This window comes from Mycobacterium persicum (genome assembly GCF_002086915.1).
GTDB classification, from domain to species: domain Bacteria; phylum Actinomycetota; class Actinomycetes; order Mycobacteriales; family Mycobacteriaceae; genus Mycobacterium; species Mycobacterium persicum.
This window is the reverse complement of record NZ_MWQA01000001.1, coordinates 2,854,029-2,876,002: the sequence shown is the minus strand read 5'-3', so window position 1 is coordinate 2,876,002 and position 21,974 is coordinate 2,854,029. Positions and strand designations below refer to the sequence as shown.

At 66.6% G+C, this 21,974-nt stretch carries 27 protein-coding genes, 1 tRNA gene and 1 pseudogene; 21 read left to right on the top strand and 8 right to left on the bottom strand.

All coding sequences use genetic code 11. The annotated features are described in order from the left end of the window. Window positions 1-1,208 (top strand): annotated as a pseudogene (locus B4U45_RS29255) (PE family protein); the annotation flags it as partial. A 28-nt stretch (window positions 1,209-1,236) separates the two neighbouring features. Here the strand turns inward: B4U45_RS29255 and B4U45_RS13165 are convergent. Beyond that, the gene (locus tag B4U45_RS13165; protein ID WP_075549419.1) at window positions 1,237-1,596 is read right to left on the bottom strand and encodes a LapA family protein; all 360 of its coding nucleotides are present in this window, start codon (window positions 1,594-1,596) and stop codon (window positions 1,237-1,239) included. A gap of 107 nt (window positions 1,597-1,703) precedes the next feature. Here B4U45_RS13165 and B4U45_RS13160 point away from each other — a divergent pair, with 107 nt between their 5' ends. Genes B4U45_RS13160 through B4U45_RS13140 form a run of 5 tightly spaced genes read left to right on the top strand, consistent with a single transcriptional unit; the run spans window position 1,704 to window position 5,782 of the window. After that, window positions 1,704-2,651 (top strand): ABC transporter substrate-binding protein, encoded by a 948-nt coding sequence (locus B4U45_RS13160; RefSeq protein ID WP_075549418.1) that lies wholly within the window; start codon window positions 1,704-1,706, stop codon window positions 2,649-2,651. Beyond that, window positions 2,648-3,742, top strand: a complete 1,095-nt coding sequence (locus B4U45_RS13155; RefSeq protein WP_075549417.1) for an ABC transporter ATP-binding protein — start codon at window positions 2,648-2,650, stop codon at window positions 3,740-3,742. The genes B4U45_RS13160 and B4U45_RS13155 overlap by 4 nt, the downstream gene beginning before the upstream one ends. 3 nt (window positions 3,743-3,745) lie before the next feature. Next, complete coding sequence (locus tag B4U45_RS13150; RefSeq protein WP_075549416.1) at window positions 3,746-4,426, top strand: ABC transporter permease; 681 nt, start codon at window positions 3,746-3,748, stop codon at window positions 4,424-4,426. Beyond that, the gene (locus B4U45_RS13145; RefSeq protein WP_075549415.1) at window positions 4,423-5,178 is read left to right on the top strand and encodes an ABC transporter permease; all 756 of its coding nucleotides are present in this window, start codon (window positions 4,423-4,425) and stop codon (window positions 5,176-5,178) included. Before B4U45_RS13150 ends, B4U45_RS13145 begins: the two co-directional genes overlap by 4 nt. A 4-nt stretch (window positions 5,179-5,182) precedes the next feature. Further along, window positions 5,183-5,782: a putative glycolipid-binding domain-containing protein gene (locus B4U45_RS13140; protein ID WP_063472828.1), complete on the top strand. Its 600-nt coding sequence runs from the start codon at window positions 5,183-5,185 to the stop codon at window positions 5,780-5,782. On the opposite strand, the gene B4U45_RS13135 is transcribed toward B4U45_RS13140, so the two are convergent. Next, window positions 5,745-6,689, bottom strand: a complete 945-nt coding sequence (locus tag B4U45_RS13135; RefSeq protein WP_075549424.1) for a prephenate dehydrogenase — start codon at window positions 6,687-6,689, stop codon at window positions 5,745-5,747. The two genes, B4U45_RS13140 and B4U45_RS13135, sit on opposite strands and share 38 nt — an antisense overlap. 131 nt (window positions 6,690-6,820) lie before the next feature. On the opposite strand from B4U45_RS13135, the gene B4U45_RS13130 reads away from it, so the two are divergent. The 4 genes from B4U45_RS13130 (at window position 6,821) to B4U45_RS29250 (ending at window position 8,952) form a co-directional block, all read left to right on the top strand. After that, window positions 6,821-7,342, top strand: a complete 522-nt coding sequence (locus B4U45_RS13130; protein WP_075549414.1) for a tRNA adenosine deaminase-associated protein — start codon at window positions 6,821-6,823, stop codon at window positions 7,340-7,342. Window positions 7,343-7,357: 15 nt separating this feature from the next. Then, a complete protein-coding gene (locus B4U45_RS13125; protein WP_075549413.1) occupies window positions 7,358-7,816 on the top strand; it encodes a nucleoside deaminase in 459 nt (152 codons plus the stop codon). 29 nt (window positions 7,817-7,845) lie between these two features. Continuing rightward, window positions 7,846-7,932, top strand: a tRNA-Ser gene (locus tag B4U45_RS13120). 738 nt (window positions 7,933-8,670) lie between these two features. Continuing rightward, on the top strand, window positions 8,671-8,952 hold the full coding sequence (locus B4U45_RS29250) for an excisionase family DNA-binding protein (protein ID WP_075549412.1): 282 nt from the start codon (window positions 8,671-8,673) through the stop codon (window positions 8,950-8,952). A gap of 195 nt (window positions 8,953-9,147) precedes the next feature. Here the strand turns inward: B4U45_RS29250 and B4U45_RS13110 are convergent, their stop codons facing one another. The 5 genes from B4U45_RS13110 to B4U45_RS13090 all read right to left on the bottom strand — a co-directional run bounded on the left by B4U45_RS13110 (window position 9,148) and on the right by B4U45_RS13090 (window position 11,234). Further along, on the bottom strand, window positions 9,148-9,540 hold the full coding sequence (locus tag B4U45_RS13110) for a type II toxin-antitoxin system VapC family toxin (RefSeq protein WP_241780343.1): 393 nt from the start codon (window positions 9,538-9,540) through the stop codon (window positions 9,148-9,150). Then, the gene (locus tag B4U45_RS13105) at window positions 9,537-9,797 is read right to left on the bottom strand and encodes an antitoxin VapB family protein (RefSeq protein ID WP_240316532.1); all 261 of its coding nucleotides are present in this window, start codon (window positions 9,795-9,797) and stop codon (window positions 9,537-9,539) included. Before B4U45_RS13105 ends, B4U45_RS13110 begins: the two co-directional genes overlap by 4 nt. 63 nt (window positions 9,798-9,860) lie before the next feature. Continuing rightward, window positions 9,861-10,220: a hypothetical protein gene (locus B4U45_RS13100; protein WP_075549410.1), complete on the bottom strand. Its 360-nt coding sequence runs from the start codon at window positions 10,218-10,220 to the stop codon at window positions 9,861-9,863. A gap of 31 nt (window positions 10,221-10,251) precedes the next feature. Then, on the bottom strand, window positions 10,252-10,677 hold the full coding sequence (locus B4U45_RS13095; RefSeq protein WP_075549409.1) for a YbjQ family protein: 426 nt from the start codon (window positions 10,675-10,677) through the stop codon (window positions 10,252-10,254). Between the two features lie 77 nt (window positions 10,678-10,754). Then, window positions 10,755-11,234 (bottom strand): TM2 domain-containing protein, encoded by a 480-nt coding sequence (locus tag B4U45_RS13090; protein WP_075549422.1) that lies wholly within the window; start codon window positions 11,232-11,234, stop codon window positions 10,755-10,757. Window positions 11,235-11,395: 161 nt separating this feature from the next. Between B4U45_RS13090 and B4U45_RS13085 the strand changes: the two genes are divergently transcribed. The 3 genes from B4U45_RS13085 to B4U45_RS13075 are packed head-to-tail and all read left to right on the top strand — an operon-like array spanning window position 11,396 to window position 14,668. Next, on the top strand, window positions 11,396-12,667 hold the full coding sequence (locus B4U45_RS13085) for a sulfotransferase family protein (RefSeq protein WP_075549408.1): 1,272 nt from the start codon (window positions 11,396-11,398) through the stop codon (window positions 12,665-12,667). 22 nt (window positions 12,668-12,689) lie between these two features. Beyond that, complete coding sequence (locus tag B4U45_RS13080) at window positions 12,690-13,922, top strand: MBL fold metallo-hydrolase (RefSeq protein ID WP_075549421.1); 1,233 nt, start codon at window positions 12,690-12,692, stop codon at window positions 13,920-13,922. Then, window positions 13,919-14,668: an SDR family NAD(P)-dependent oxidoreductase gene (locus tag B4U45_RS13075; protein WP_075549407.1), complete on the top strand. Its 750-nt coding sequence runs from the start codon at window positions 13,919-13,921 to the stop codon at window positions 14,666-14,668. The genes B4U45_RS13080 and B4U45_RS13075 overlap by 4 nt, the downstream gene beginning before the upstream one ends. Window positions 14,669-14,752: 84 nt before the next feature. Here the strand turns inward: B4U45_RS13075 and B4U45_RS13070 are convergent, their stop codons facing one another. After that, entirely contained in the window at window positions 14,753-15,148 is a 396-nt protein-coding gene (locus B4U45_RS13070; RefSeq protein ID WP_075549406.1) for a hypothetical protein, read from the bottom strand. A 321-nt stretch (window positions 15,149-15,469) separates the two neighbouring features. On the opposite strand from B4U45_RS13070, the gene B4U45_RS13065 reads away from it, so the two are divergent. The 8 genes from B4U45_RS13065 to B4U45_RS13030 all read left to right on the top strand — a co-directional run. Further along, on the top strand, window positions 15,470-15,805 hold the full coding sequence (locus tag B4U45_RS13065; RefSeq protein WP_075549405.1) for a PE family protein: 336 nt from the start codon (window positions 15,470-15,472) through the stop codon (window positions 15,803-15,805). Window positions 15,806-15,896: 91 nt separating this feature from the next. Next, complete coding sequence (locus tag B4U45_RS13060) at window positions 15,897-16,268, top strand: DUF2237 family protein (RefSeq protein ID WP_075549404.1); 372 nt, start codon at window positions 15,897-15,899, stop codon at window positions 16,266-16,268. A gap of 303 nt (window positions 16,269-16,571) precedes the next feature. Beyond that, complete coding sequence (locus B4U45_RS13055) at window positions 16,572-18,083, top strand: flavin-containing monooxygenase (protein WP_075549403.1); 1,512 nt, start codon at window positions 16,572-16,574, stop codon at window positions 18,081-18,083. Between the two features lie 52 nt (window positions 18,084-18,135). Continuing rightward, a complete protein-coding gene (locus B4U45_RS13050) occupies window positions 18,136-19,485 on the top strand; it encodes a WS/DGAT/MGAT family O-acyltransferase (RefSeq protein ID WP_089025312.1) in 1,350 nt (449 codons plus the stop codon). Window positions 19,486-19,768: 283 nt separating this feature from the next. After that, window positions 19,769-20,083 (top strand): PE family protein, encoded by a 315-nt coding sequence (locus B4U45_RS13045; RefSeq protein ID WP_075549401.1) that lies wholly within the window; start codon window positions 19,769-19,771, stop codon window positions 20,081-20,083. Next, complete coding sequence (locus B4U45_RS13040) at window positions 20,080-21,342, top strand: PPE family protein (protein WP_083156188.1); 1,263 nt, start codon at window positions 20,080-20,082, stop codon at window positions 21,340-21,342. Before B4U45_RS13045 ends, B4U45_RS13040 begins: the two co-directional genes overlap by 4 nt. A gap of 33 nt (window positions 21,343-21,375) precedes the next feature. After that, complete coding sequence (esxG, locus tag B4U45_RS13035) at window positions 21,376-21,669, top strand: type VII secretion system protein EsxG (protein ID WP_083156650.1); 294 nt, start codon at window positions 21,376-21,378, stop codon at window positions 21,667-21,669. A 39-nt stretch (window positions 21,670-21,708) separates the two neighbouring features. Further along, window positions 21,709-21,974, top strand: a 266-nt coding sequence (locus B4U45_RS13030; protein WP_099288596.1) for a WXG100 family type VII secretion target, incomplete at its 3' end; no start/stop codon positions are given.

Sequence of the window (21,974 nt, the reverse complement as noted above, 5' to 3'; positions counted from 1 at the left end):
CGGTTGTGGGTGCCGGCGTCGGCGGCGCCGGCGGAATTGGCGGGGCCGGTACGGGAGCCGGCGGCTTCGGCGGCACGGGCGCCGACAGCTTTGGGTTGTTCGGAGGTATCGGCGGTACCGGAGGGAATGGCGGCGCCGCCACTGCCGGCACCGGCGGCGTCGGCGGTGCCGGTGGCACCGGTTTCGGCTTCATCGGATCTGGTGGGAACGGCGGCGACGCCGGTACCGGCGTCGGACTCAACGGCGGCGGCGGCGGCAATGGCGGGGGCGCCCACGGTGTACTCGCGGCCATAGCCGGCGCCGGCGGCACCGCCGGTGCCGGTACCAGCGGTTTCGGCGGTTTCGGCGGGTCTGGCGGCAAGGCCGACAGCCTGGTCTTCAGCGTGGGCGGGGCCGGTGGCGCCGGTGGTGACGCGTCCACGGGCGGCGGGGGACTCGGCGGTAACGGCGGCGTGGCCGTGGCCAGCGGCCCCCTCGGAATCAATATCGCCATCGCAGGTGCCGGCGGTCATGGCGGTGCGGGTACCAGTGGCGGTAACGGCGGTGAAGGCGGTGTCAGCGTTTCCTACGGCCTCGCGGCGATCGCGCTGGACCTTGGCGGTGCGGGCGGCGCCGGCGGGGCAGCTACCACCGGAAGCGCCGGTGCCGGAGGCAACGGCGGTTTTGTCGACAGTCTTGATCTCTTCGGGTTCGGGGTATCTTTCGGCGGAGCCGGCGGGGCTGGTGGGACGGCCTCCGGGGCCGGCGGCATTGGCGGAGCCGGCGGCAACGGCGGCTTGGGGGACATGCCACTCTTCGGTGCATACGGGGGCGGCGCGGGCGGGGATGGTGGGGCCGCAATTGGGACCGGCGGGACCGGCGGAAACGGTGGCAATGGCGGTGTCGCCCGCGGGTTGGGGCTCGGCCTGGGCGGTGTCGGCGGACACGGCGGTATAGCTCCCACCGGGACCGGTGGCGACGGTGGCACCGGGGGCGGCGGACTCGGGCTCATCGGCTCGGGCGGGAATGGCGGCGACGCGGGTTCCGGCGTCGGGGCTGCCAGCGGCGGTGACGGCGGAAATGCCGGGGCGGTCCTCAACGGCACCTACCAAGCGTCGATATACGGCGACGGCGGCAATGGCGGCAACGGCGTCAACGGCGGAAGCGGCGGCAAAGGCGGCAGCGCCGGCCAGGCTGGCGGCACAGCTGGGCGCAACGGATCGCCGTAGCCAGAAAAGTAGGTCCCAGCCCGCATGGTCAACGAGGCGGCGGGCTGGCGGAGCGCAATGCCTGCGTGTGGGATTTCTTGGCGACCCGGCGCAGCTGAATGATCCGCGCGGTGCCGACCGCCACCGTCAGCAACCCACCCCCGACGGCGGCCAGCAGGATGGCCACTCCCAGCGGAAGGCTCCAGTGCCAGCCCAAAAAGGTGAATGGGGTGGAGGCGGTGTTCTGCGCGATGAAGACCAGCAACAGGATCAGGATCAAAAACCCGGCGATCAACGACGACCACAGGGCGCCGGCCCGGGTCAGTGTGGACGCCGGGTCCTTGGCGGTCACACGAGGTCTGGGAGCCGAGGGTGGCTGTTCACGCGGGCCTGAGGGGTTGCTGGTCATACTGTCATCTTCTTCCCATCCCGCTCGGAATGAAACCAAGCTACGCGGGAAACGGGCATGAGGCGGGATTGCGGCGCCCCGATCGTCCTCAAGATAGTGTCACCGGCATGAGGATGCTGCGGCGCGCGCGTCGCGCGACACTTGCCGCGGCGGTCTGCGTGGTGACGGCATGCCCGGTGGCGGCGTGCGGCAACGCCGACCCGTTCGGGTCGTCAAATGGCACCATCAAGTCGATCGTCGTCGGCTCCGGCGACTTCCCGGAATCGGAGATCGTCGCGGAAATCTATGCGCAGGCGTTGCAGGCCAACGGTTTCGACGTCGGGCGGCGGCTGGGTATCGGTAGCCGTGAGACCTACATACCGGCGCTCAAAGACCATTCCATCGATCTGGTGCCGGAGTACATCGGCAACCTGCTGCTGTACTTTCAGCCAGACTCCACGGTGACCATGCTGGATGCGGTCGAATTGGAGCTTTACAAGCGGTTGCCCGGCGACCTGTCGATCCTGACGCCGTCACCGGCCTCCGATACCGACACCGTCACCGTCACCAAGGCGACCGCCACCAACTGGAATCTGACGACCATCGCCGACCTCGCCGCACATTCTGCCGAGGTGAAGTTCGCGGCGCCGTCGGTATTCCAGACCCGGCCGGCCGGGCTGCCCGGCCTGCGCCAGAAGTACAGACTCGACATCGCGCCAGCCAATTTCACGACCATCAACGACGGCGGCGGCGCGGTGACCGTGCGCGCGCTGGTCGACGGAACCGTCAACGCAGCCAACATCTTCAGCACTTCGCCGGCGATCCGGCAGAACAACCTGGTGGTCTTGGCGGACCCGGAACACAACTTTCTGGCCGGCAACATTGTGCCGCTGGTCAATTCGCAGAAGAAGTCCGATCGCCTCAAGGATGTCCTGGACGCGGTCTCAGCGAAGCTGACGACCGAAGGCATGGCCGAACTCAATGCCGCGGTGTCGGGCAACGACGGCGTAGATCCCGACCAGGCGGCGCGGAAATGGTTGCGCGACAACGGCTTCGACCACCCTATCCAGCCATGATCGGTTTCGACAACGTCGCCAAGGTATACGCCGACGGCACCACCGCCCTGGACCGGTTGAGTCTCGAAGTCCCTCCGGGCAGGCTTACCGTGTTCGTCGGCCCGTCCGGGTGCGGCAAGACCACCGCGCTGCGGATGATCAACCGGATGGTCGAGCCGACCTCGGGCACCGTCACCGTCAACGGCACCGACGTGGCAGGCGTCAACCCGGTGCGATTGCGGCTCGGCATCGGCTACGTCATCCAGAGCGCGGGATTGATGCCGCACCAACGGGTGATCGACAACGTCGCGACGGTGCCCGTGCTCAAAGGACAGTCGCGCCGGGCCGCCCGCAAAGCCGCCTATCAGGTGCTCGAGCGGGTCGGGCTGAGTCCCAAGGTCGCCACGCGTTACCCGGCGCAACTCTCCGGCGGCGAGCAACAGCGCGTCGGAGTGGCTCGCGCGCTCGCGGCCGACCCGCCGATCCTGTTGATGGACGAGCCGTTCTCGGCCATCGACCCCGTGGTCCGCCACGACCTGCAGAATGAAATTCTGCGTCTGCAAAGCGAATTGCACAAAACCGTGGTCTTCGTCACGCACGACATCGACGAGGCGTTCAAACTCGGCGACGTGGTGGCGGTGTTCGCGCCCGGCGGCAGGCTACAGCAATGCGACGAGCCGGCTGAGCTACTTTCGCGACCGGCCAACGATTTTGTGTCGAAATTCATCGGGCTGGGCCGCGGCTATCGGTTGCTGCAGCTCATCGACGGCGCCGGCCTTCCGTTGCACGACATCAGCTGCGTGCCCGCAAACTCCCTGCACGACAAGCCACTCCCGGATGGCTGGTTGCTGGTGGTCGACGACGGCCACGCGCCGATGGGCTGGATCGACGCCAACGGCCTGCGCCGCCACCGAAACGGCGCCGCGTTGGCGGACACCGTGACCGTCGTCGGCTCGGTGTTCCGCCCCAACGGCAACCTCAGCCAGGCGCTGGACGCGGCGCTGTCGTCGCCCTCGTCGATGGGTGTCGCCGTCGACGGCGGCGGCAAGGTGATCGGCGCGGTACTGGCCGACGATGTGCTGGCCGCGGTGACGCGTCGACGGCAGGGCTGAGGCGTGCGTTATCTGCTGACCCACCTCGACACCGCCTGGGTGCTGACCGTGATCCATCTGCGGCTGTCGCTGATTCCGGTGCTGATCGGGATGGCGATCGCGGTGCCGCTGGGCTTGGCGGTGCAGCACGCGTCGGTGCTGCGGCGATTGACCACGGCGACGGCCAGCATCGTGTTCACCATCCCGTCGCTGGCGCTGTTCGTGGTGTTGCCGCTGATCATCAAGACGCGCATCCTCGACGAGGCCAACGTCATCGTCGCGCTGACCGCCTATACGACGGCGCTGTTGGTGCGGGCCGTGCTCGAGGCGCTGGATGCGGTACCGGCACCGGTGCGGGACGCGGCCGTCGCTGTCGGCTACTCACCGATCCGTCGGATGATCAAAGTCGAACTGCCGCTGTCGATCCCGGTACTGGTAGCCGGGCTGCGGGTGGTCGTCGTGACCAATATCGCGATGGTTTCGGTGGGCTCGGTGATTGGCATCGGCGGCCTGGGCACCTGGTTCACGGCGGGATACCAGACCGACAAAAGCGACCAGATCGTGGCCGGCATCATCGCGATGTTCACCCTGGCCGTCGTCATCGACATGCTGCTGAGCCTGGCCGGCCGGCTGGCCACACCGTGGGAGCGTGCGTCGGCTAGCCGTCGCCGGATCAGATCCACCATCGTCGGCGGTAGCCGATGAAAGCGACGAACTTCCTCGAGCAAACCTGGTCTTACTTCTCCACGGCAGCTAACTGGACCGGACCCGCGGGGCTGGCCGCCCGCACGGTGGAGCATCTGGAATACACCGCGCTGGCCGTGGCCGCCGCGGTGCTGATCGCCGTCCCGATCGGAATGGTCATCGGGCACACCGGCCGCGGCCAGGTGCTGGTGGTCGCCGTGGTCAACGGGCTGCGAGCGCTGCCGACGCTGGGTGTGCTGTTGCTGGGCGTGCTGGTTTTCGGGTTGGGAATCGGTCCGCCGATCGGGGCGCTGATGCTGCTGGGCATTCCGTCGCTCTTGGCCGGCACGTATGCAGGCATCGCGGGAGTGGACCCGCTGGTCGTCGATGCCGCCCGGGCGATGGGGATGACGGAATCGCGGGTGCTGCTGCGGGTCGAACTGCCCAACGCGATGCCGCTGCTGCTCGGCGGGCTGCGCAGCGCGACGCTGCAGGTGGTTGCCACCGCGACGGTGGCCGCCTACGCCAGTCTGGGCGGGCTGGGCCGCTACCTGATCGACGGGATCAAAGAACGCCAATTCCACATCGCCCTGGTCGGTGCGGTGATGGTGGCTGCGCTGGCGTTGGTCCTGGACGCGGTGCTGGCGTTGGCGGTATGGGCGTCGGCGCCGGGCACCGGCCGCCTGAGAAAGCCCGCAAGCCGGCCAAATCGCGAAATTGACGTCACAGTTAGCTCTAATTTGGCCACGGCCGACGGACACGTCCTACGGTAGGGGTGTGAACTCCGCTCCCTCGGATCCGGCCCGGCGCGTCTGGTCGGCGATGTTGACTTGGCGCGCCCAGGACGTCTCCCGCATGGAATCGGTACGAATCCAGGTGTCCGGCAAGCGAATCAGGGCCAACGGCCGCATCGTGGCGGCGGCCACCGCAACAAATCCGGCCTTCGGTGCCTACTACGACTTGCAGACCGACGAGTCCGGCGCCACCAAGCGGTTCGGCCTGACCGTCACGCTGGCCGAGCGGGAACGACAGCTTGCTATCGCCCGCGACGAGGAGAACATGTGGCTGGTCACCGACCACCAGGGCGAGCGGCGCGCGGCGTACAACGGTGCGCTCGACGTCGACTTGGTATTCAGTCCGTTCTTCAATGCCTTGCCGATCCGGCGCCTCGCGATCCACGAGAAGGCCGAGTCACTGGCCTTGCCGATGGTCTATGTCAATGTCCCCGAGATGACCGTCGATGCGGCCACCGTCAGCTACACCAGCGAGGGACGGCTGGATGCGATCAAGCTCCGATCACCGGTCGCCGACACCACCGTGACCGTCGACGCCGAGGGATTCATCGTGGACTATCCAGGATTGGCAGAGCGGATCTGATCACCCCGCCGGCCCGGCCCGCGGCGGCCAGTTGCTCGCGCCATCTCTCGGCGCCGATCATCACCGTGATGATGTCGGAGCGCGGGAAGCTCTCGTAGCGGGTACGTGCGGCGTGGCCGGCGTCGACCAAATCGGCCACCGAGCCGTGGCCGGCCAGCGAATCGCGGGCGCGGCCCAGCAACTCGATGACCCGGTCGGTGACCGGCACCAACTGGCCGGTGTTGGCTTCACACATCGCGCGCACCAGGTCCGGGGCGGTGCCGGCGACTCGGGTGGCGTCCCGGAACGACCCCGCGGCCAGCGCGAACGCCAACGGCACCTCGGCGGCGGTGATCGCCAGCGCCTCGGCAAGCAGATGCGGCAAGTGGGAGATGGCGGCCGCGGCGGCATCGTGCTCGTCGGACTTGGCCGGGACCACCACAGCCCCGCAGTCCAGCGCCAGCGTCATCACCATCGACCACACCTGAGGATCGACATGGTCGTCCACGGCGATCACCCAGGGGGCTCGGGTGAACAGCCCCCCGTGGCCGGCCGCCCAGCCCGAGTGGGCGGTGCCCGTCATCGGGTGACCGCCGACAAAGCGGGCCTGCAGACCGGCGGCGGCGACCTCGTCGAGCACCGCGCATTTGACGCTGGTGACGTCGGTCAACGGACAGTTGGGGGCCGACTCACGGATATGGGCGAGCATGTTGGGCAATGCCGGCATCGGAACCGCCAGCACGATCAACGCTTCGATGTCCGCGGCCCGCGTCAGCGTCGCGGAAAGATCGGTGCTGGCGTCGAATCCTGCGGCCCGGGCGCCGTGGGCTCCCTCTACCGACCGGTTATAGCCGAAAACCTCGCGGCCGGCCGCTGCCGTGGCTCGCATGATCGAGCCGCCGATCAGCCCCAGCCCGAGCACACACACCGGTGTCGTCTGCACAGTCCCAAGGTTGGCACACTTGTCCGGTCGGTGCCTGGTTCCAGGTGATGCCGGCCACCGGTGTCGCAGCGGGGCCGTCTGGTCACGGGCCTGGTCAGCGACTAGCGTAAGCGGCCATGGGAGCACAACGGGCCTCCGCGCCGGGCCCGTCCGCCGACGCGCCGGACGGTTTCGGTGTTGCCGTCGTGCGTGAAGAGGGCAAATGGCGCTGCGCGGCGATGGGTCGGAAAGCGCTGACCAGCCTGACCGCCGCCGAGACGGAGCTGCGGGAACTGCGCAGTTCCGGAGCGGTGTTCGGGCTGCTCGACATCGACGACGAGTTCTTCATCATCGTGCGCCCCGCACCCTCGGGGACGCGGCTGTTGCTCTCGGACGCGACGGCGGCGCTGGACTACGACATCGCCGCCGAGGCATTGGACAGCCTGGACGCCGAGATAGATCCCGACGACCTCGAGGATGCCGAGCCGTTCGAGGAGGGCGACCTGGGCCTGCTGGCCGATATCGGCCTGCCCGAGGCGGTGCTCGGAGTCATCCTGGACGAGACCGACCTCTACGCCGACGAGCAGCTCGGGCGCATCGCCCGGGAGATGGGCTTCGCCGAGCAGTTGTCGGCGGTGATCGACCGCCTCGGCCGGTGACCGCTGACCGCGTCGGTGAGTACTGACGAACAGCTGATCCGGGCCGCATTGGCGGCCGCAACGACGGCGGGACCGCGTGACGTGCCGATCGGAGCGGTCGTCGTCGGCGCCGACGGAACAGAACTGTCCCGCGCGGTGAATGCCCGTGAGGCGCTGGGTGATCCGACCGCGCACGCGGAGATCCTCGCCTTGCGCGCGGCGGCGGCGGTGCTCGGTGACGGCTGGCGGTTGGAGGGGACAACGCTGGCGGTCACCGTGGAGCCGTGCACCATGTGCGCGGGTGCCCTGGTGCTGGCGCGGGTCGCTCGCCTGGTGTTCGGCGCCTGGGAACCCAAGACGGGGGCGGTCGGGTCGCTGTGGGACGTGGTCCGCGACCGCCGGCTCAACCATCGTCCGCAGGTGCGCGGCGGTGTGCTCGCCGCGGACTGCGCCGTACCGCTGGAGGAGTTCTTCGCCCGCCAGCGATTGGGGTGACCGGCCACCCGTTCGGTAAGCTGCTCGACGGTGGCGTGTCCGAGCGGCCTAAGGAGCACGCCTCGAAAGCGTGTGACGGCTAACACCGTCCGAGGGTTCAAATCCCTCCGCCACCGCCTTTTGTATCGCAGTTCAAAGGTGTTTTGGTTGCTACGGGGGCCCGGTGGCCGCATTTGGACCAAGTGCCCATACCCCTGGTGAGTATCGACAGTGTAGTGCCGCCGCAACCGCGTCTAGATCCAAATCGAAAATGTCAGAGGGCAAGGAGAAGCGGCGTCCACGACCGTCGTCGTGGACGCCGCTTCGGTTGCCGTTCGATCTTCACGTGGTGACGAGCGTGTCGGTGTCGACGCGTTGTCAGTCTGATATTCGCGGGTTGGTGGTTCCGGGCGTGAACGTTCCCCCAAACACCGTGCGCTCATCGAAGCAATTCGTCATGTACTTCGCTAGTGGACTTCCATTGGAACCCAACAAGCGCTACAGGTGGCGCATAAAGATTGATCACGAGACCCGTGACGAGTGGACCGAGACTTTCTATGTCTTTAACGCTGATGCTGGGCCGGTTATCGGCTAGGGATTCAGCCGGTCAACACTAAATTGCTGGGGGTGCCAGGCCCCGTCCGGGCGTGAATCGGACGCGCGGTGGACCGACCTGCGGCCGCAGTTACTTGGCGTCAGTAACAGCCAATAACAGCTGCCGTAGCCGTTGAAGAACGGACCGTTCCACCACCTCAAGAACCGGAAGGCCTCGCGCCGCTGCTGGAAGCGCTCGGCTCTCCGGAGGTTTCCGTGCGTGGCGGCAACGGGCGGGCGATTACCCTTCCCGATTCTGTGCGCGACGCGCTCTACAACCTGTGCTGGCGCTGTCGCAAGGCAAGGGCATCTCGCTCATTCCCCGCCAGCGCAAGCTCACCACGCAGGAGGCGGCCGACCTGGTGGACATCTCCCGCCCGACGCTGGTGAAGCTTCTCGAATACGGACGTATCCTGTTCGAAATGGCTGGACGGCACCACAAGGTCAGCCCGGATGTTCTGTTGGAGTATCAGCGCCAGACACGGGCCAACCGGCGCGCAGCGCTAGACGAGCTGACCCAAGACGCAGCTGGCGAAATCGAGGCAATTCTGAAGGCGCAGTAAGGGATTAAACGAGCAATGTCGGCGTTCCCGGTGGTGTTGGACGCTTGCGTGCTCGTTCCCTTTCCGCTGGTCGATTTTCTGCTGCGGCTGGTCGACGAAGGGATTTATCGGCTGCGGGACGCTATCTCGATAAGCGCCGAAGCCACCGGCTCTGACCGCAGCAACGAGGCATCGCGACGAGTGCACCACAAGACATCAGCGGTACCGCACGATGCCGAGCCCATCGATGCGCCGAAAATCGGCGACGTTGGCGGTCGCGATGGGTATGCCCAATTGCAAACTGGCGCAACCGATCCAGAGGTCGTTGGTACCGATCAGCTCAGCCCGGCGACGTAGCTCCCGCACCACCCTTGCGTAGACGAACGCGATCTGATCATCCACCGGGACGAGGGTGTGTCCCTCGCGCATGGCAGCAACCACCGGGTGGTCGGCCCGGTCGAATCCTTCGGCGAACTCGCCCAGCGCGATCGTCGAAAGGAACAGTTCGGCATCCGGTGAGCGTTTGAGGAACCGGTGCGCGGCGCCGTCGTCGTCACCCGTGGACCGCTCGCGTTGCAGATCGATGAGAAACGTCGTGTCGATGCTCACCCGGAGCGCCACAAGTCCTCGGGCGGTGTGTCGGTGTGCTGTGCTTCGTCGAGGCGCGCGAGAACATCATCACGCACCGTCGGCAATTCAGCGAGTGCATCCAGAAGCGCCGCGGCGGTGGGAGCCTCGTTGCGCCAGTGCGCACGCTTGATGACGTGCGAGAACGATTCGGTCGGCGAACGCCGGGCAGCCCGAAGACGCTCGTATGCCTCGAGATCAATCGAGATCGTCTTGGTTGCCACGGTGCATGTATACATGCATGGCACTGTGTAGGCAAGGCCCGACGGCCCTGGCCGCGGCCACAGGCCGGGCCACCGCGACTAGCCGCTTACCAGCAGCGGAAGCGAGATCGCTCCGGCGCCGCCGGTCACCACGATCACCCAGCGGCCGTCGACCGGCAGCGTCACCTCGATGCCGAAGATCGCGAACCCGACTTCGGCGGCGGTGGCGGCTTCCGGCAGCTCGAAATGCATGTGCAGCGGCTCGTCGTCGGTGGGAGGCCAGATCTCGACATCCACCCGCCGGTCCGGGTTACCGGTCTCGGTCTGCGTCAGCACCACGAGCAGAAACTGTGCCAACCGGTCGGCGTCGAGGGCGTAGCGGAACAAGACTCCGCCCGACACATTGAGCTTGTTGTCCACCGCCGAAGCCGCCTCGGCCAGGAAGGCCCCCACAATCATCCCGCCGAACCTAGCGCTTTCTCGGCCGGTCTCAGCCCGCGCCGTAGGGCTGCTGCGGCACCGGCTGCTGCGCCGGCTGTTGCGGCTGCGGCGCCCCGCCGTAACCGAGCTGTGAGGCGGTGTAACGGGCGGCCTCGGTCACCGGCACGGCTTGCACCGCGGTGCCGTAGGCGCAGATCTCGGTCCACACGTCGCCGAGTTCGGTGGTGTCGAATCGCATCCCGATGATCGCGTTACCGCCCTTGTTCCGCGCCTCGTTCATCAGCCGGACCATCGCCTCGTTGCGGCTCTCGGCCAGATTCTTGGTCATGCCCTGAAGCTCGCCACCGAACATCGACTTGAAGCCGGCACCTATCTGCGAGAAGGCATTTCGTGATCGCACGGTGAGCCCGAAGACTTCGCCGCAGACACGTTGGATCTCCCAACCCGGAATGTCATTGGTAGTGACAACGAGCACCGCACAACCTTCCTGCCGAACCGAGCGCTGGTCTGGCCTCCGGTGCAGGGTACCGTTTCGCCGCCGCGCCTGGCGCTTCAGCGCAGCTTTCGGCCGTATTCGTCGGTCACACTGCCGGTGAACATCATGATCGCGTCGACAGAGGTCCAGACCACAACACCAACCAAGATCGGGAAACCGACGAGGCAGAACATGGTTAGGACAATGCCGAGCAGTCCAAGGCTCAGCTGTGTGACGGCTATCGGAATCGATCCGATGTAGAAACGGCCGATGCCGAGGAAGCCGAAGAACAGCTGCAAGAGTCCGGCGGTCACCGCTGACTTGTCGGACAAAGGCACGCCGCTGGCGGCATCGTGCCCATAAGGCGCGTACGGGTTCCCCGCCGGGTGGTAGCCGGGGAAAGCGGGGTGGGGGTAAGCCGGGTTGGCGGGCTGCGGCTGACCCGGATAGCCCCACTGGGAAGGAACATGGGGATTGGGCGGTGGTCCGTGGCCATGGGGCTGTTCGCCCCAAGGCGGCTCGCTGGAGGGGTCTCGAGGTTCGTTCGGTATCGACATCACTGCCTCCCCATTTCCTATCGCGGACTTCACGCTACCGGGCGGCCCGGCACGCACCGCCGCATGCTGGTCGACCTGCCTGTGCTACCGCGGCCCAGCACCGGCTACCGTCTGAGGCACATATCGATCGACTCCGATCGACGCGTGGGAGCGGGGACCCGGTGGACCTTACGGGCGGTGACACCCAGGGCATCGACTTCGCCGATCTGACATCACCCACGTTGACCGACGTGCAGCGCCAGGTGTTGAACTTCACCGAGTCGCGTCACATCCGGTTCGACGTCGACCAGATGCTGGCCGAGGCGATCGACCAGGCAGGAGTCACCGACCTGGACGACACCGACGGCTTCGGTGACCGGCTGGCCGCGCACGTGGCGGCCATCGACGGCGACACAGGGCTGACCCAGCTCACCCGCGGCACCTTGCGACAACGCGTGGTTCGGTTGCTGCGCAACCGCTTGTCGCTGACCGACCTGGTCAAGCGGTATCCCGAGATCGAATCTATCCGGATCGAGAAACCCTTCATCGTGGTCGGGATGCCGCGATCGGGTACCACCCATCTGGTCAACCTGATCGCCGCGGATCCACGCCGGCGGGCGCTGCCCTACTGGGAAAGCCAGGAACCCATTCCGGCCCGCGGCCAGGGCCCCGACATCTTCGGAGTGGACCCTCGCTACACCCGGATCAAGCAAGAGCACGACGCGCTCATGGTTACCGCTCCAATGGTGGCCGCCATGCACGACCGCTTCCCCGCGGCCATCGAGGAGGAGGTGGAACTCCTCGACCTGGACCTGGCCTCCTACGTCCTGGAATGGCATGCGCGAGTGCCGGACTGGCGCGACTACTATCTGACGCTTGACCAACACCGCCACTACGCGTATCTGAAAAAAGTGTTGCGGGCGTTGACATTTCTGCGCGGCCCGCGCACCTGGGTCCTCAAGAGCCCACAGCATTGTGAACAACTCGGCCCCTTGATGGCGACCTTCCCCGACGCGACGGTGGTGTTCACCCATCGCGATCCCGTCGCGGTGATCCAGTCGGCGATCACCATGATGGCCTACTCCGATCGGCTGCGCCGTAACAGCATCGACGCCGCCTGGCTGCTGGACTACTGGAGCGACCGAGTGGATCGGCTGCTGCGCGCCTGCGTGCGCGACCGCGCCCTGGTGCCACCCGAGCGCAGCATCGACATCGGATTCCACCGGCTCGACGGCAACGAAATGCCGTTGCTCGAAACCCTTTACCGGCGCGGCGGAGTCGAATTGACCCCCGAGGTACGTGGGCGCTTTCAGCAGTACCTGGACGGCAATCCCCGCGGCAAGCACGGCCGAATCCGTTACGACCTGCAACGCCACTTCGGTATCTCGGCCGACCAACTCCGCGAACGGTTCGGCTTCTATTTCGACAGATTCGACGTCCGTGCCGAGTCCTGACCCGACGAAGGAGACCGCAGCGATGTTCGAACCGGTTTATCTCAGCCGGCCCGGCGCCGACGAGATACGCCCGGCGGCCGCCGAACGGGCCGAGGAGCTCGCCCCGGGCCTATGGTGCTCGCCGGGTCTGTCGAATGCCTACCTGCTGACCACCGGCGACGGCCGGGTGATCGTCAACACCGGCATGGGTTTCGAGGGACCGGTGCACCGCGCCAACTTCGACGCCGTCGACAACTCACCGGTGCGCTACATCATCATCACCCAGGGACACGTCGACCATGTCGGCGGTCTGGACAGCGTCCGTGACGCCGATACCGTCGTTGTCGCGCAGGAGAATTGGACCCTGTGGCGCGACGACAACGAACGTCTCATCCGGTATCGCGCCAGCCGCAGCGCTTTCGCGTTCAAGGACACGCTGAAGACCGGCATCGAAGCGATTCAACGCCGCCTGGGCACTAGCCGCCTGCCCGCCCAGAGCGTCCCGGCCGTCGATCTCGACTTCGAGGACACCCTCACGCTGGAGGTCGGCGGCCGGCGGATCGAACTGCTGGCGGTTCCGGGCGGAGAAACCACCGACTCACTCGTGGTGTGGCTGCCTGACGAGCGAATATGCCTGTGCGGCAATACCTTCGGTCCGATATTCGGGCACGTGCCCAACCTCGTCACCATTCGCGGCGATCGCTACCGAGACGCCTTGACCGCCATCTCCTCGATCGAGCGGGTGCGCGACCTGCAACCCGAGCTGCTGGTGACCGGTCACTTCGCGCCGATCAGCGGCGCCGAACGTATCAACGCCGAACTGACCCGGCTGCGCAATGCCGTTCAGTACATCCACGACCAGACCGTCGCCGGGATGAACGCCGGAAAGGACGTCGTGACGCTGATGCGTGAGATCAGCCTGCCACCGGAATACGACGTGGGCCAAGGATACGGAAAGGTCGCCTGGGATGTGCGGGCGATCTGGGAGAACTATTCGGGCTGGTTTCATCACCGCTCGACGACCGAGCTCTACCCCGTCGGCTTCGACGCCGTCGCGGCAGACGTCGTCGAATTGGCCGGCGCCGACGCGCTCCTGGCTCGGGCGCGCGCGCACCTGGCCGCCGGCCGGCCGCTGCACGCCATCCACCTCGCCGAGTTGGTGCCCGACGATCAGGCGCGCGCACTGCTCAGCCAAGCGCACCAGACATTGCTGGCCGACAGTACGAACTTCTGGGAAAGCGCATGGCTCAAGCATCAGATAGCGAGCAATTCATGACCGCGAGGGTGAGTTTCGACTTCACCGGGACCACCGCCCTGGTCACCGGCGGCACCAGCGGAATCGGACACGCGATCGCGACGCTGTTCCGCGATGCCGGGGCCGAGGTCGCGGTCACCGGAACCAAGGCGGCCGCGGCCGATTACGAGACAGACCTGTCGGGCATGACCTATCACCGGCTGCATTTGGTCGATGCCGATTCGGTGGACCAGTTGGTTCGGCGTTTCTCCAGGCTGGACGTGCTCGTCAACAACGCCGGTGCGAACTTCCCCGGCGGGCTCGACGAATCCAAGCCGGATGGGTTCGACACGTCGGTGACTCTCAATCTGACCGGTCCCTACCGATTGACGGTTGGACTTCGCCGCGCGTTGAAAGCGTCGACGGCGTCCGGGGGTGCCAGCGTGGTCAACATGGCATCCATGTCTGCGCTGCGAGCGGTGCCGCTGGTACCCGGCTACGGCGCCGCCAAGGCGGGGATCATCTCGATCACCAGGAATCTCGCGGTCAAGTGGGCCCCGATGGGAATACGGGTGAACGCGGTAGCACCGGGCACCATCGATACCCCGATGACCGCACCCATGCACATCGCACCCGAGTTGGTGGCGGCGGAACTGGCGCATATTCCGTTGCGACGTTTCGGATCAGTCGGCGAGATAGCGCCCACGGTCGCCTTCTTGTGCACCGAGCACAGCAGCTACACCACCGGCGCCGTCTTCGTCGTCGACGGCGCCTCGGACTGCGTCTGATCGTCGATGCGGCCGGCGGGCGAGACGTGGCCGCCCGCGCAGACGCTCACCGACACCGCGCGGCGCTGAGCGTCCCGCGTCGGCTCAGAAGCCGAACGACGGTTGCATCTCGCTGACCAGTACCGGAAGCGAGATCGCTCCGGTGTCGGCGGTCACTACCAACACCCAACGGCCGTCGACGGGCAAGCGCAGCTGGATCTCGAAGAAGGCGAATCCGGGAAACTCGGCGACCGCCGCTTCGGGCACTTCGAACTGCAGGCGTATCGCCTCGGCATCCTCGGCATCCGCGGGAGGGCGTGCCTCGATGTTGAGCTGCCGGTCGTCGGAACTGCCCGGCTCGGACTGCGTCAGCACCACTAAGACAAACCGGGCCAACCGGTCCGGCCCGACCGCAAATCGCGACAGCACGCCGCCCTGCACGTTGAGTTTGTTGTCCACCACGGCGGCGGCGTCGGCCAGGAAGGCACCCGTAAGTATCACGCCGCTGAACCTAACACGCAGCCAGTGAACCCGAGGGCCATCCGGCCCTTGACGGCGATCGCCGATGTCGGCGCCGGCCCCGCTGGCCCCCGAAAATTTTTGGGGTGCAGGTGAACCCAAACGGTGCTAAGACCGTTGGATTGTGCAGAGGTTGGGCGGGCGGCACGTCGCAACGAACGTCATCCGGGCTTGGGTAGGACCGATTTTCGAGAATTGCAGATGAAAACTATTCCTTACGACTACTATCGCGATTGACATCGTTTAAGGCCCCGGTTACCTCGTCGTTGACCACCACTGACTGGCGCTATACAGGAGAAACACATGCAGTCGATGTCTATCGATCCGGCAGCCGCCGACATCGGTGCGCAGGTTGCCGACAACGCCTCCCAAGGACTGCAGGCCGGTGCGACGGCATCGACCCCGCTGACCTCGCTGCTGCCCGCCGGGGCCGACGAAGTCTCGGCCCAGGCGGTGGCCGCGTTCACCGCGGAGGCCGCTCAGCTGCTGGCCCTCAATCAAGCGGCGCAAGAAGAGCTGCGACGGGCCGGAGAGGCCTTCGCCGACATCGCGCGGATGTACACCGATGTCGACACCGCCGCGGCCACCAGCCTGACCGGCGTGGGACTGCTGCCCGGGTTCCGGATGGCGGCCGGCTAGGCGCACTACGGCATACCGGTCGCGGCTTCGCGGATCCGCGGCCGGAAAGCGCGATACTGGGCAGGTGCCTGAACGCCAGCCTGACCGCAACGTGCTGGGCGGACCCCTGCAACCGTGCGGTACCGACCCGCTGACCGGCTTCTATCGAGACGGCTGCTGTTCCACCGGCCCCGAAGACCTGGGCCGACACACCATCTGCGCCGTCGTGACCGCAGAATTCCTCGAACATCAGCGCTCGATCGGCAACGACCTGTCGACGCCCGTTCCCCAGTACCGTTTCCCCGGGCTGCTGCCGGGAGACCGCTGGTGTGTGACCGCGATGAATTGGCTACGGGCCCACCATGATGGCTGTGCCGCTCCGGTGGTGCTGGCCGCCACCCACGAGCGCACCCTCGAGGTGGTCCCGCTCGAGACGCTGAAAGAGCACTCGGTCGACGTGCCCGACGACCTGACCGACTTGTAGCACGCTTCCGGCCGCTGTGCCTGCCGGGCCGCGTCCAGATTGCCGCCAGGGTTGTGGCCGCGTGAATCCAGGGCCAAAACCACAGCCGTGGCAGCAATCTCGACGTTCCCGCCGGCAGGCCGTCACCGACGCCTGCTGTCGATGTGGTCCAGACCACAAATAGCTGTCCTCAATTGTCAAAACGATGTCCTCTGCTGTCAAGACATGACGCCGTGATGTGCGGCAAGGTGTGTTCGACGGTTCAGCCACCTCCCCTCGGACGGTGAGGTCCGCGGGGCAGATCCCATCGAACAGGACACGCGCATGGAATCCAGCAGCATCGAGCACGTCGACGTGTTGATAGTTGGTGCCGGTATCTCGGGCATCGGCGCTGCTTACTACCTGCGGACAATGCAGCCGACCAAGACGTTCGCCATCGTTGAGGCCCGCGGCGATATCGGCGGGACATGGGACCTGTTCCGGTATCCGGGAATTCGGTCGGACTCCGATCTGCACACGTTCAGCTACGAGTTCAAGGCGTGGGAGAACGACAAGGCGATCGCCAGCGCGGACGCCATCATGTCCTATCTTCGCCAGACGGTGGCCGAGAACGGCATCGGTACGGCGATCCGGTTCGGGCACAAGGTGATCGAGGCGGCCTGGTCCAGCCGTGACGCCCGCTGGCTGGTGCAGATCGAGCGCTCGCGCGACGGTCAGGCTTGCGGCGAACGGGTGACCATGAGTTGCGGATGGTTCTTCTGCGCCAGCGGCTACTACCGCTACGACGCGGGGTATACGCCGGAATTTCCCGGCCGGCAACGGTTTAGCGGGCAGATCGTGCACCCCCAGCACTGGCCCGAAGACCTGGACTACCGCGGCAAGCGGGTGGTGATCATCGGCAGCGGCGCAACCGCGGTCACGCTGGTGCCGGCCATGGCCGAGTCCGCCGGACACGTGACCATGTTGCAGCGTTCGCCGACCTACGTGATCCCGGTGCCGTCGAAGGACCGCATCGCCAACACCTTGCCCAAGTTGGTCGGTCGCGACCGTGCCTACGCCCTCACCCGCAAAAAGAACGTCGCCAAACAGCGGCTCGTCTGGCGGTTCTGCCAGCAATACCCGCAGGCCGCCCGGCGGCTGATCCGTCACCTCAACGCCCGGCAACTGCCGGCCGGGTATCCGGTCGACGAGCACTTCCGCCCGGCGTACAACCCGTGGGACCAGCGGCTGTGCGCAGTGCCCGACGCCGACATGTTCCGGGCCATCCGCGAGGACCGGGCTTCGGTGGTCACCGACCGGATCGACACCTTCACCGAGCGCGGAATCCGGCTGGCGTCCGGGCGGGAGATCGAGGCCGACATCGTCGTCACCGCAACGGGTTTGAACCTGCTGGCATTCGGCGGCATCAAGCTCTGGGTGGACGGCACCGCCGTCGACGTCTCGGAAAAGGTGGCGTTCAAGAGCTTTCTGCTCAGCGACGTCCCCAACTTCGCCTACCTGTTCGGCTACACCAACTCGTCCTGGACGCTCAAGGTCGGGCTGGTATGCGAGCACTTCTGCCGGCTGCTGGCTCACATGGAAGCCAACGGACACGATGTCTGCTGCCCGCAGGTGCCCGGGGCAATGTCGACCCGGCCGTTCCTTGACTTATCCGCCGGCTACGTCCGGCGCGCGGTGGCCCAGTTCCCCCACCAGGGCACCGAAGGACCATGGCAGGTCTGCATGGACTACCAGGCGGACCGAAAAATGCTGCGCGAGGGCCCGGTCGACGATGACCACCTGCGCTTCACCACGTCGGCCGGCGCCGACACGTCCGAGTTGGCCCTGACGGGCTGACCGGCCGCTAACCGGCCCAGGGGGCCATGAGGGGAGTACATGTATGGAACTGATGTCACCGGTCGACGCGTTGTTTGTGGCCGCGGAGTCGCGCGAGCATCCGCTGCATGTCGGGGCGCTGCAACTGTTCCAGCCGCCTGGGGGCGCCGGCCGGGCATTCGTGCGCGAGACCCACCGGGCGATGCTCGAATGCCAAGACATAGCACCGCTTTTCCGCAAGCGGCCGAGCTCTTTGCATGGCTCGATCGCCAATGTCGGCTGGTCCACCGACAACGACGTCGACCTCGGCTACCACGTGCGACGCTCCGCCTTGCCGGCGCCGGGCCGGGTGCGCGAGCTGTTGGAGCTCACCTCGAGGCTGCACGCCAACCTCCTCGATCGCCATCGGCCGCTGTGGGAAACACACGTGATCGAAGGCCTCAAGGACGGGCGGTTTGCGATCTACTCGAAGATGCATCACGCGCTGATCGACGGCGTATCCGGACTCACCCTGATGCGACAGTCGCTTTCAGCCGATCGCGACGACACCGACTTTCGGGCGGCGTGGTCGCCCGCGCCCGCGCGCTCCGCGCGCGCCCGGCAGCGCCCCGGGCGGTTGCACCGCCTCGGTGGAATGCTCGCATCGGTTGGCGGGCTTGCCCCGTCGACGCTTCGGTTGGCGCGTTCGGCGTTGCTGGAACAGCAGCTGACATTGCCCTTCGGGACGCCGCGCACCATGCTGAATGTCGGCGTCGGCGGAGCGCGGCGCTGCGCGGCCCAGTCCTGGGAGTTGGACCGGGTCAAGACGGTCAAAGACGCTGCCGGAGTGAGCCTTAACGACGTCGTGCTAGCGATGTGCGCCGGCGCGCTGCGGGCCTACCTCGACGACAACGACGCCCTGCCGGACGCACCGCTGGTGGCGATGGTGCCGGTAAGTCTTCGCAACGATCACGACTCGGTGGGCGGAAATATGGTGGGGGCGGTGTTGTGCAACCTGGCTACCCACCTCGATGACCCGGCCGACCGCCTGGACGTCATTCATGCGTCGATGCGCGACAACAAGAAAGTCCTGTCACAGCTGCCTCGGGCGCAAGCGATGGCCCTGTCACTGCTGCTGTTGAGCCCGGCCGCGCTCAATACCTTGCCCGGCCTGACCAAGATGACTCCGCCGCCGTTCAACGTGTGCATCTCGAATGTGCCCGGCGTGCGCGAGCCGCGATACTGCAACGGCGCCAGAATGGTCGGCAACTACCCGATGTCCCTCGTGCTCGACGGACAAGCGCTCAACATCACGTTGACCAGCACCGCCGACAGCCTGGACTTCGGACTCGTCGGCTGCCGCCGCAGCGTCCCGCACCTGCAGCGGACGCTCGGCCACCTGGAGACTTCGCTGAAGGAACTGGAGCGCGCAGTCGGCCTCTGACGGCCGGGCCAGCCCCGGAACTTCCGTCACTGCGACACAAAGGATTTCGCTCACCCAAGGGCAATGGCCGTGCGGGCGAACCTGTTCCGATGAGAACCGCGCGAGCGGGCGGCCCGTGTCCGACACCCACCGGGCCGTGCACCCGAAGAATCAATTTGACGTGCGCGAAACCTACGACACCGTAGCCCATTTCAACAGTTGACAAGAGTTATAGTTCATGAGATTTATATTCGGTCGCAAGTACCGCGCCGGTAGATCAGGCGCCTCGGAAGGAGTATCGGTAATGACGCTGCGAGTGGTGCCCGAAGGTCTGGCGGCGGCCAGCGCGGCGGTGGAAGCGTTGACAGCTCGGCTCGCGGCGGCGCAGGCGGCCGCCGCGCCGTTGATCACCGCGGTAGTTCCGCCGGCGGCGGATCCGGTGTCGCTGCAAACCGCGGCGGGCTTCAGCGGTCAGGGCGTCGAGCACGCGGCGATCATGGCGGAAGGGGTCGAAGAACTCGGCCGGTCCGGTGTCGGTGTCGGTGAGGCCGGCGTCAGTTATGCGGTAGGTGACGCCGCGGCGGCGGGCAGCTACCTGGGGTCCGGCGGTTTGCAGTGACGGCTCCAGTGTGGATCGCCTCTCCGCCGGAGGTGCATTCGTCGTTGCTGAGCAGCGGTCCGGGTCCCGGTCCGCTGCTCGTTGCCGCCGCATCCTGGACGTCGATCAGCGCCGAGTACGCTTCGGTGGCAGAAGAACTCACCGCATTGCTGGGCGGGGTTCAGATCGGAGCGTGGCAGGGCCCCAGCGCCGAAGTATTTGCGGCGGCACACATCCCCTACCTGGCCTGGCTGTTGCGGGCCAGCGCGGACAGCGCCGGGGCGGCCGTCCAGCACGAGGCGGCGGCGTCGGCCTATACCGGCGCGCTCGCGGCGATGCCGACGTTGCCGGAGTTGGCTGCCAACCACGCCGTACACGCGGTATTGCTGGCGACGAATTTCTTTGGCATCAATACGATCCCGATCGCTCTGAATGAGGGCGACTATCTGCGGATGTGGATCCAGGCTGCCGCCGCGATGAGCATCTATCACGCGGCTTCGGTCGCGGCGCTGGCGTCGGCGCCGCATATCACGCCCGCCCCGCTGCTGGTCAAGCCTGGTGTCGGCAGCGCCGGCGACGCCGCTGCCACGTCTCTCCAATCCACCGTGGGGGATATCCCGTGGAACTTGATCTGGGCGCTCCTGAAGGAGGTTGCCGAGGCGTATCTGGCGTTCAATGTGTGGGTCTTGAAGGAAGACGCGCTATTCCTGCAGGACCCGATCGGCAATTTGTGGCAGATGCTCAATGCCTTTTGGACCAATCCATTCAACGCGCTGCTGGAATGGGGCCCGATGATCTTCGCGCTCGGCTACACCGTGGCCGAAGGCGGAGCGCCGGCAACGACACTGGCGACGGGGGTGATTACTGGTGCTACCAGCGCGCTACTGGCCGCGCTGCCGCCGGCGCTGGTTCCGGCTGCCACGGCGCTGATGAACGCTGCCGGACTGCCGGTGGCGGCAGCTCCGGCGGCGGTGGGCGCGGTTGCCGCCGGTTCGGTGACGCCCGAACTCGGCGCTGTTGCCGTGCCGCCGCCGGCCCGATTGGTTTCGGCGGTGGCGACCGCTCCCGCGACGGCGCCGGCCGGCGCGGGTTACTCAGCCCGGGGCGCTGCGGCGTTGGGATTCGCCGGGACCGCCGGCAAGGTGGCCGGCGGAGAGCCAGGAGGTTTGACCAGGTTGGGCGCCCAGGAGTCAGGCGACGTGGCGCGGGCCCCGATGCTGCCGGCTACCTGGGACCCGAGTTGGGCGGGGGAGGCGATCATGGCCGGCTGCGTCAGCTAACCAGAATAACCGTGCTCACGAAAGGGAATCGCTATGAGTTTGTTGGATGCCCATATTCCGCAGTTGGTGGCGTCGCAGTCGGCGTTTACCGCCAAGGCGGCGTTGATGCGGCACACGATCGGGCAGGCCGAGCAGTCGGCGATGTCGGCGCAGGCGTTTCATCAGGGCGAGTCGGCGGCGGCGTTCCAGGGCGCGCACGCCCGGTTTGTGGAGGCCGCCGCCAAGGTGAACACCTTGCTGGATATCGCGCAGGCCAACCTGGGTGACGCCGCGGGCGCCTATGTGGCCGCCGATGCCGCCGCCGCGTCCAGCTATACCGGCTTCTGAGCCGCACCCTGTCACCGTTGAACGTCGAAAGGACTTGTGATGTCACAGATTATGTACAACTATCCGGCGATGCTGGCGCACGCCGGGAACATGTCCGGCTATGCTGGCACGCTGCACAGCCTGGGTGCCGACGTCGCCAACGAGCAGGCCGCGCTGTCCAATGCCTGGCAGGGCGACACCGGGATGACCTACCAGGGCTGGCAGACCCAGTGGAACCAGGCCATGGAGGACCTGATGCGGGCCTATCAGTCGATGGCCGGCACGCACGAATCCAACACCATGGCCATGCTGGCTCGCGACACCGC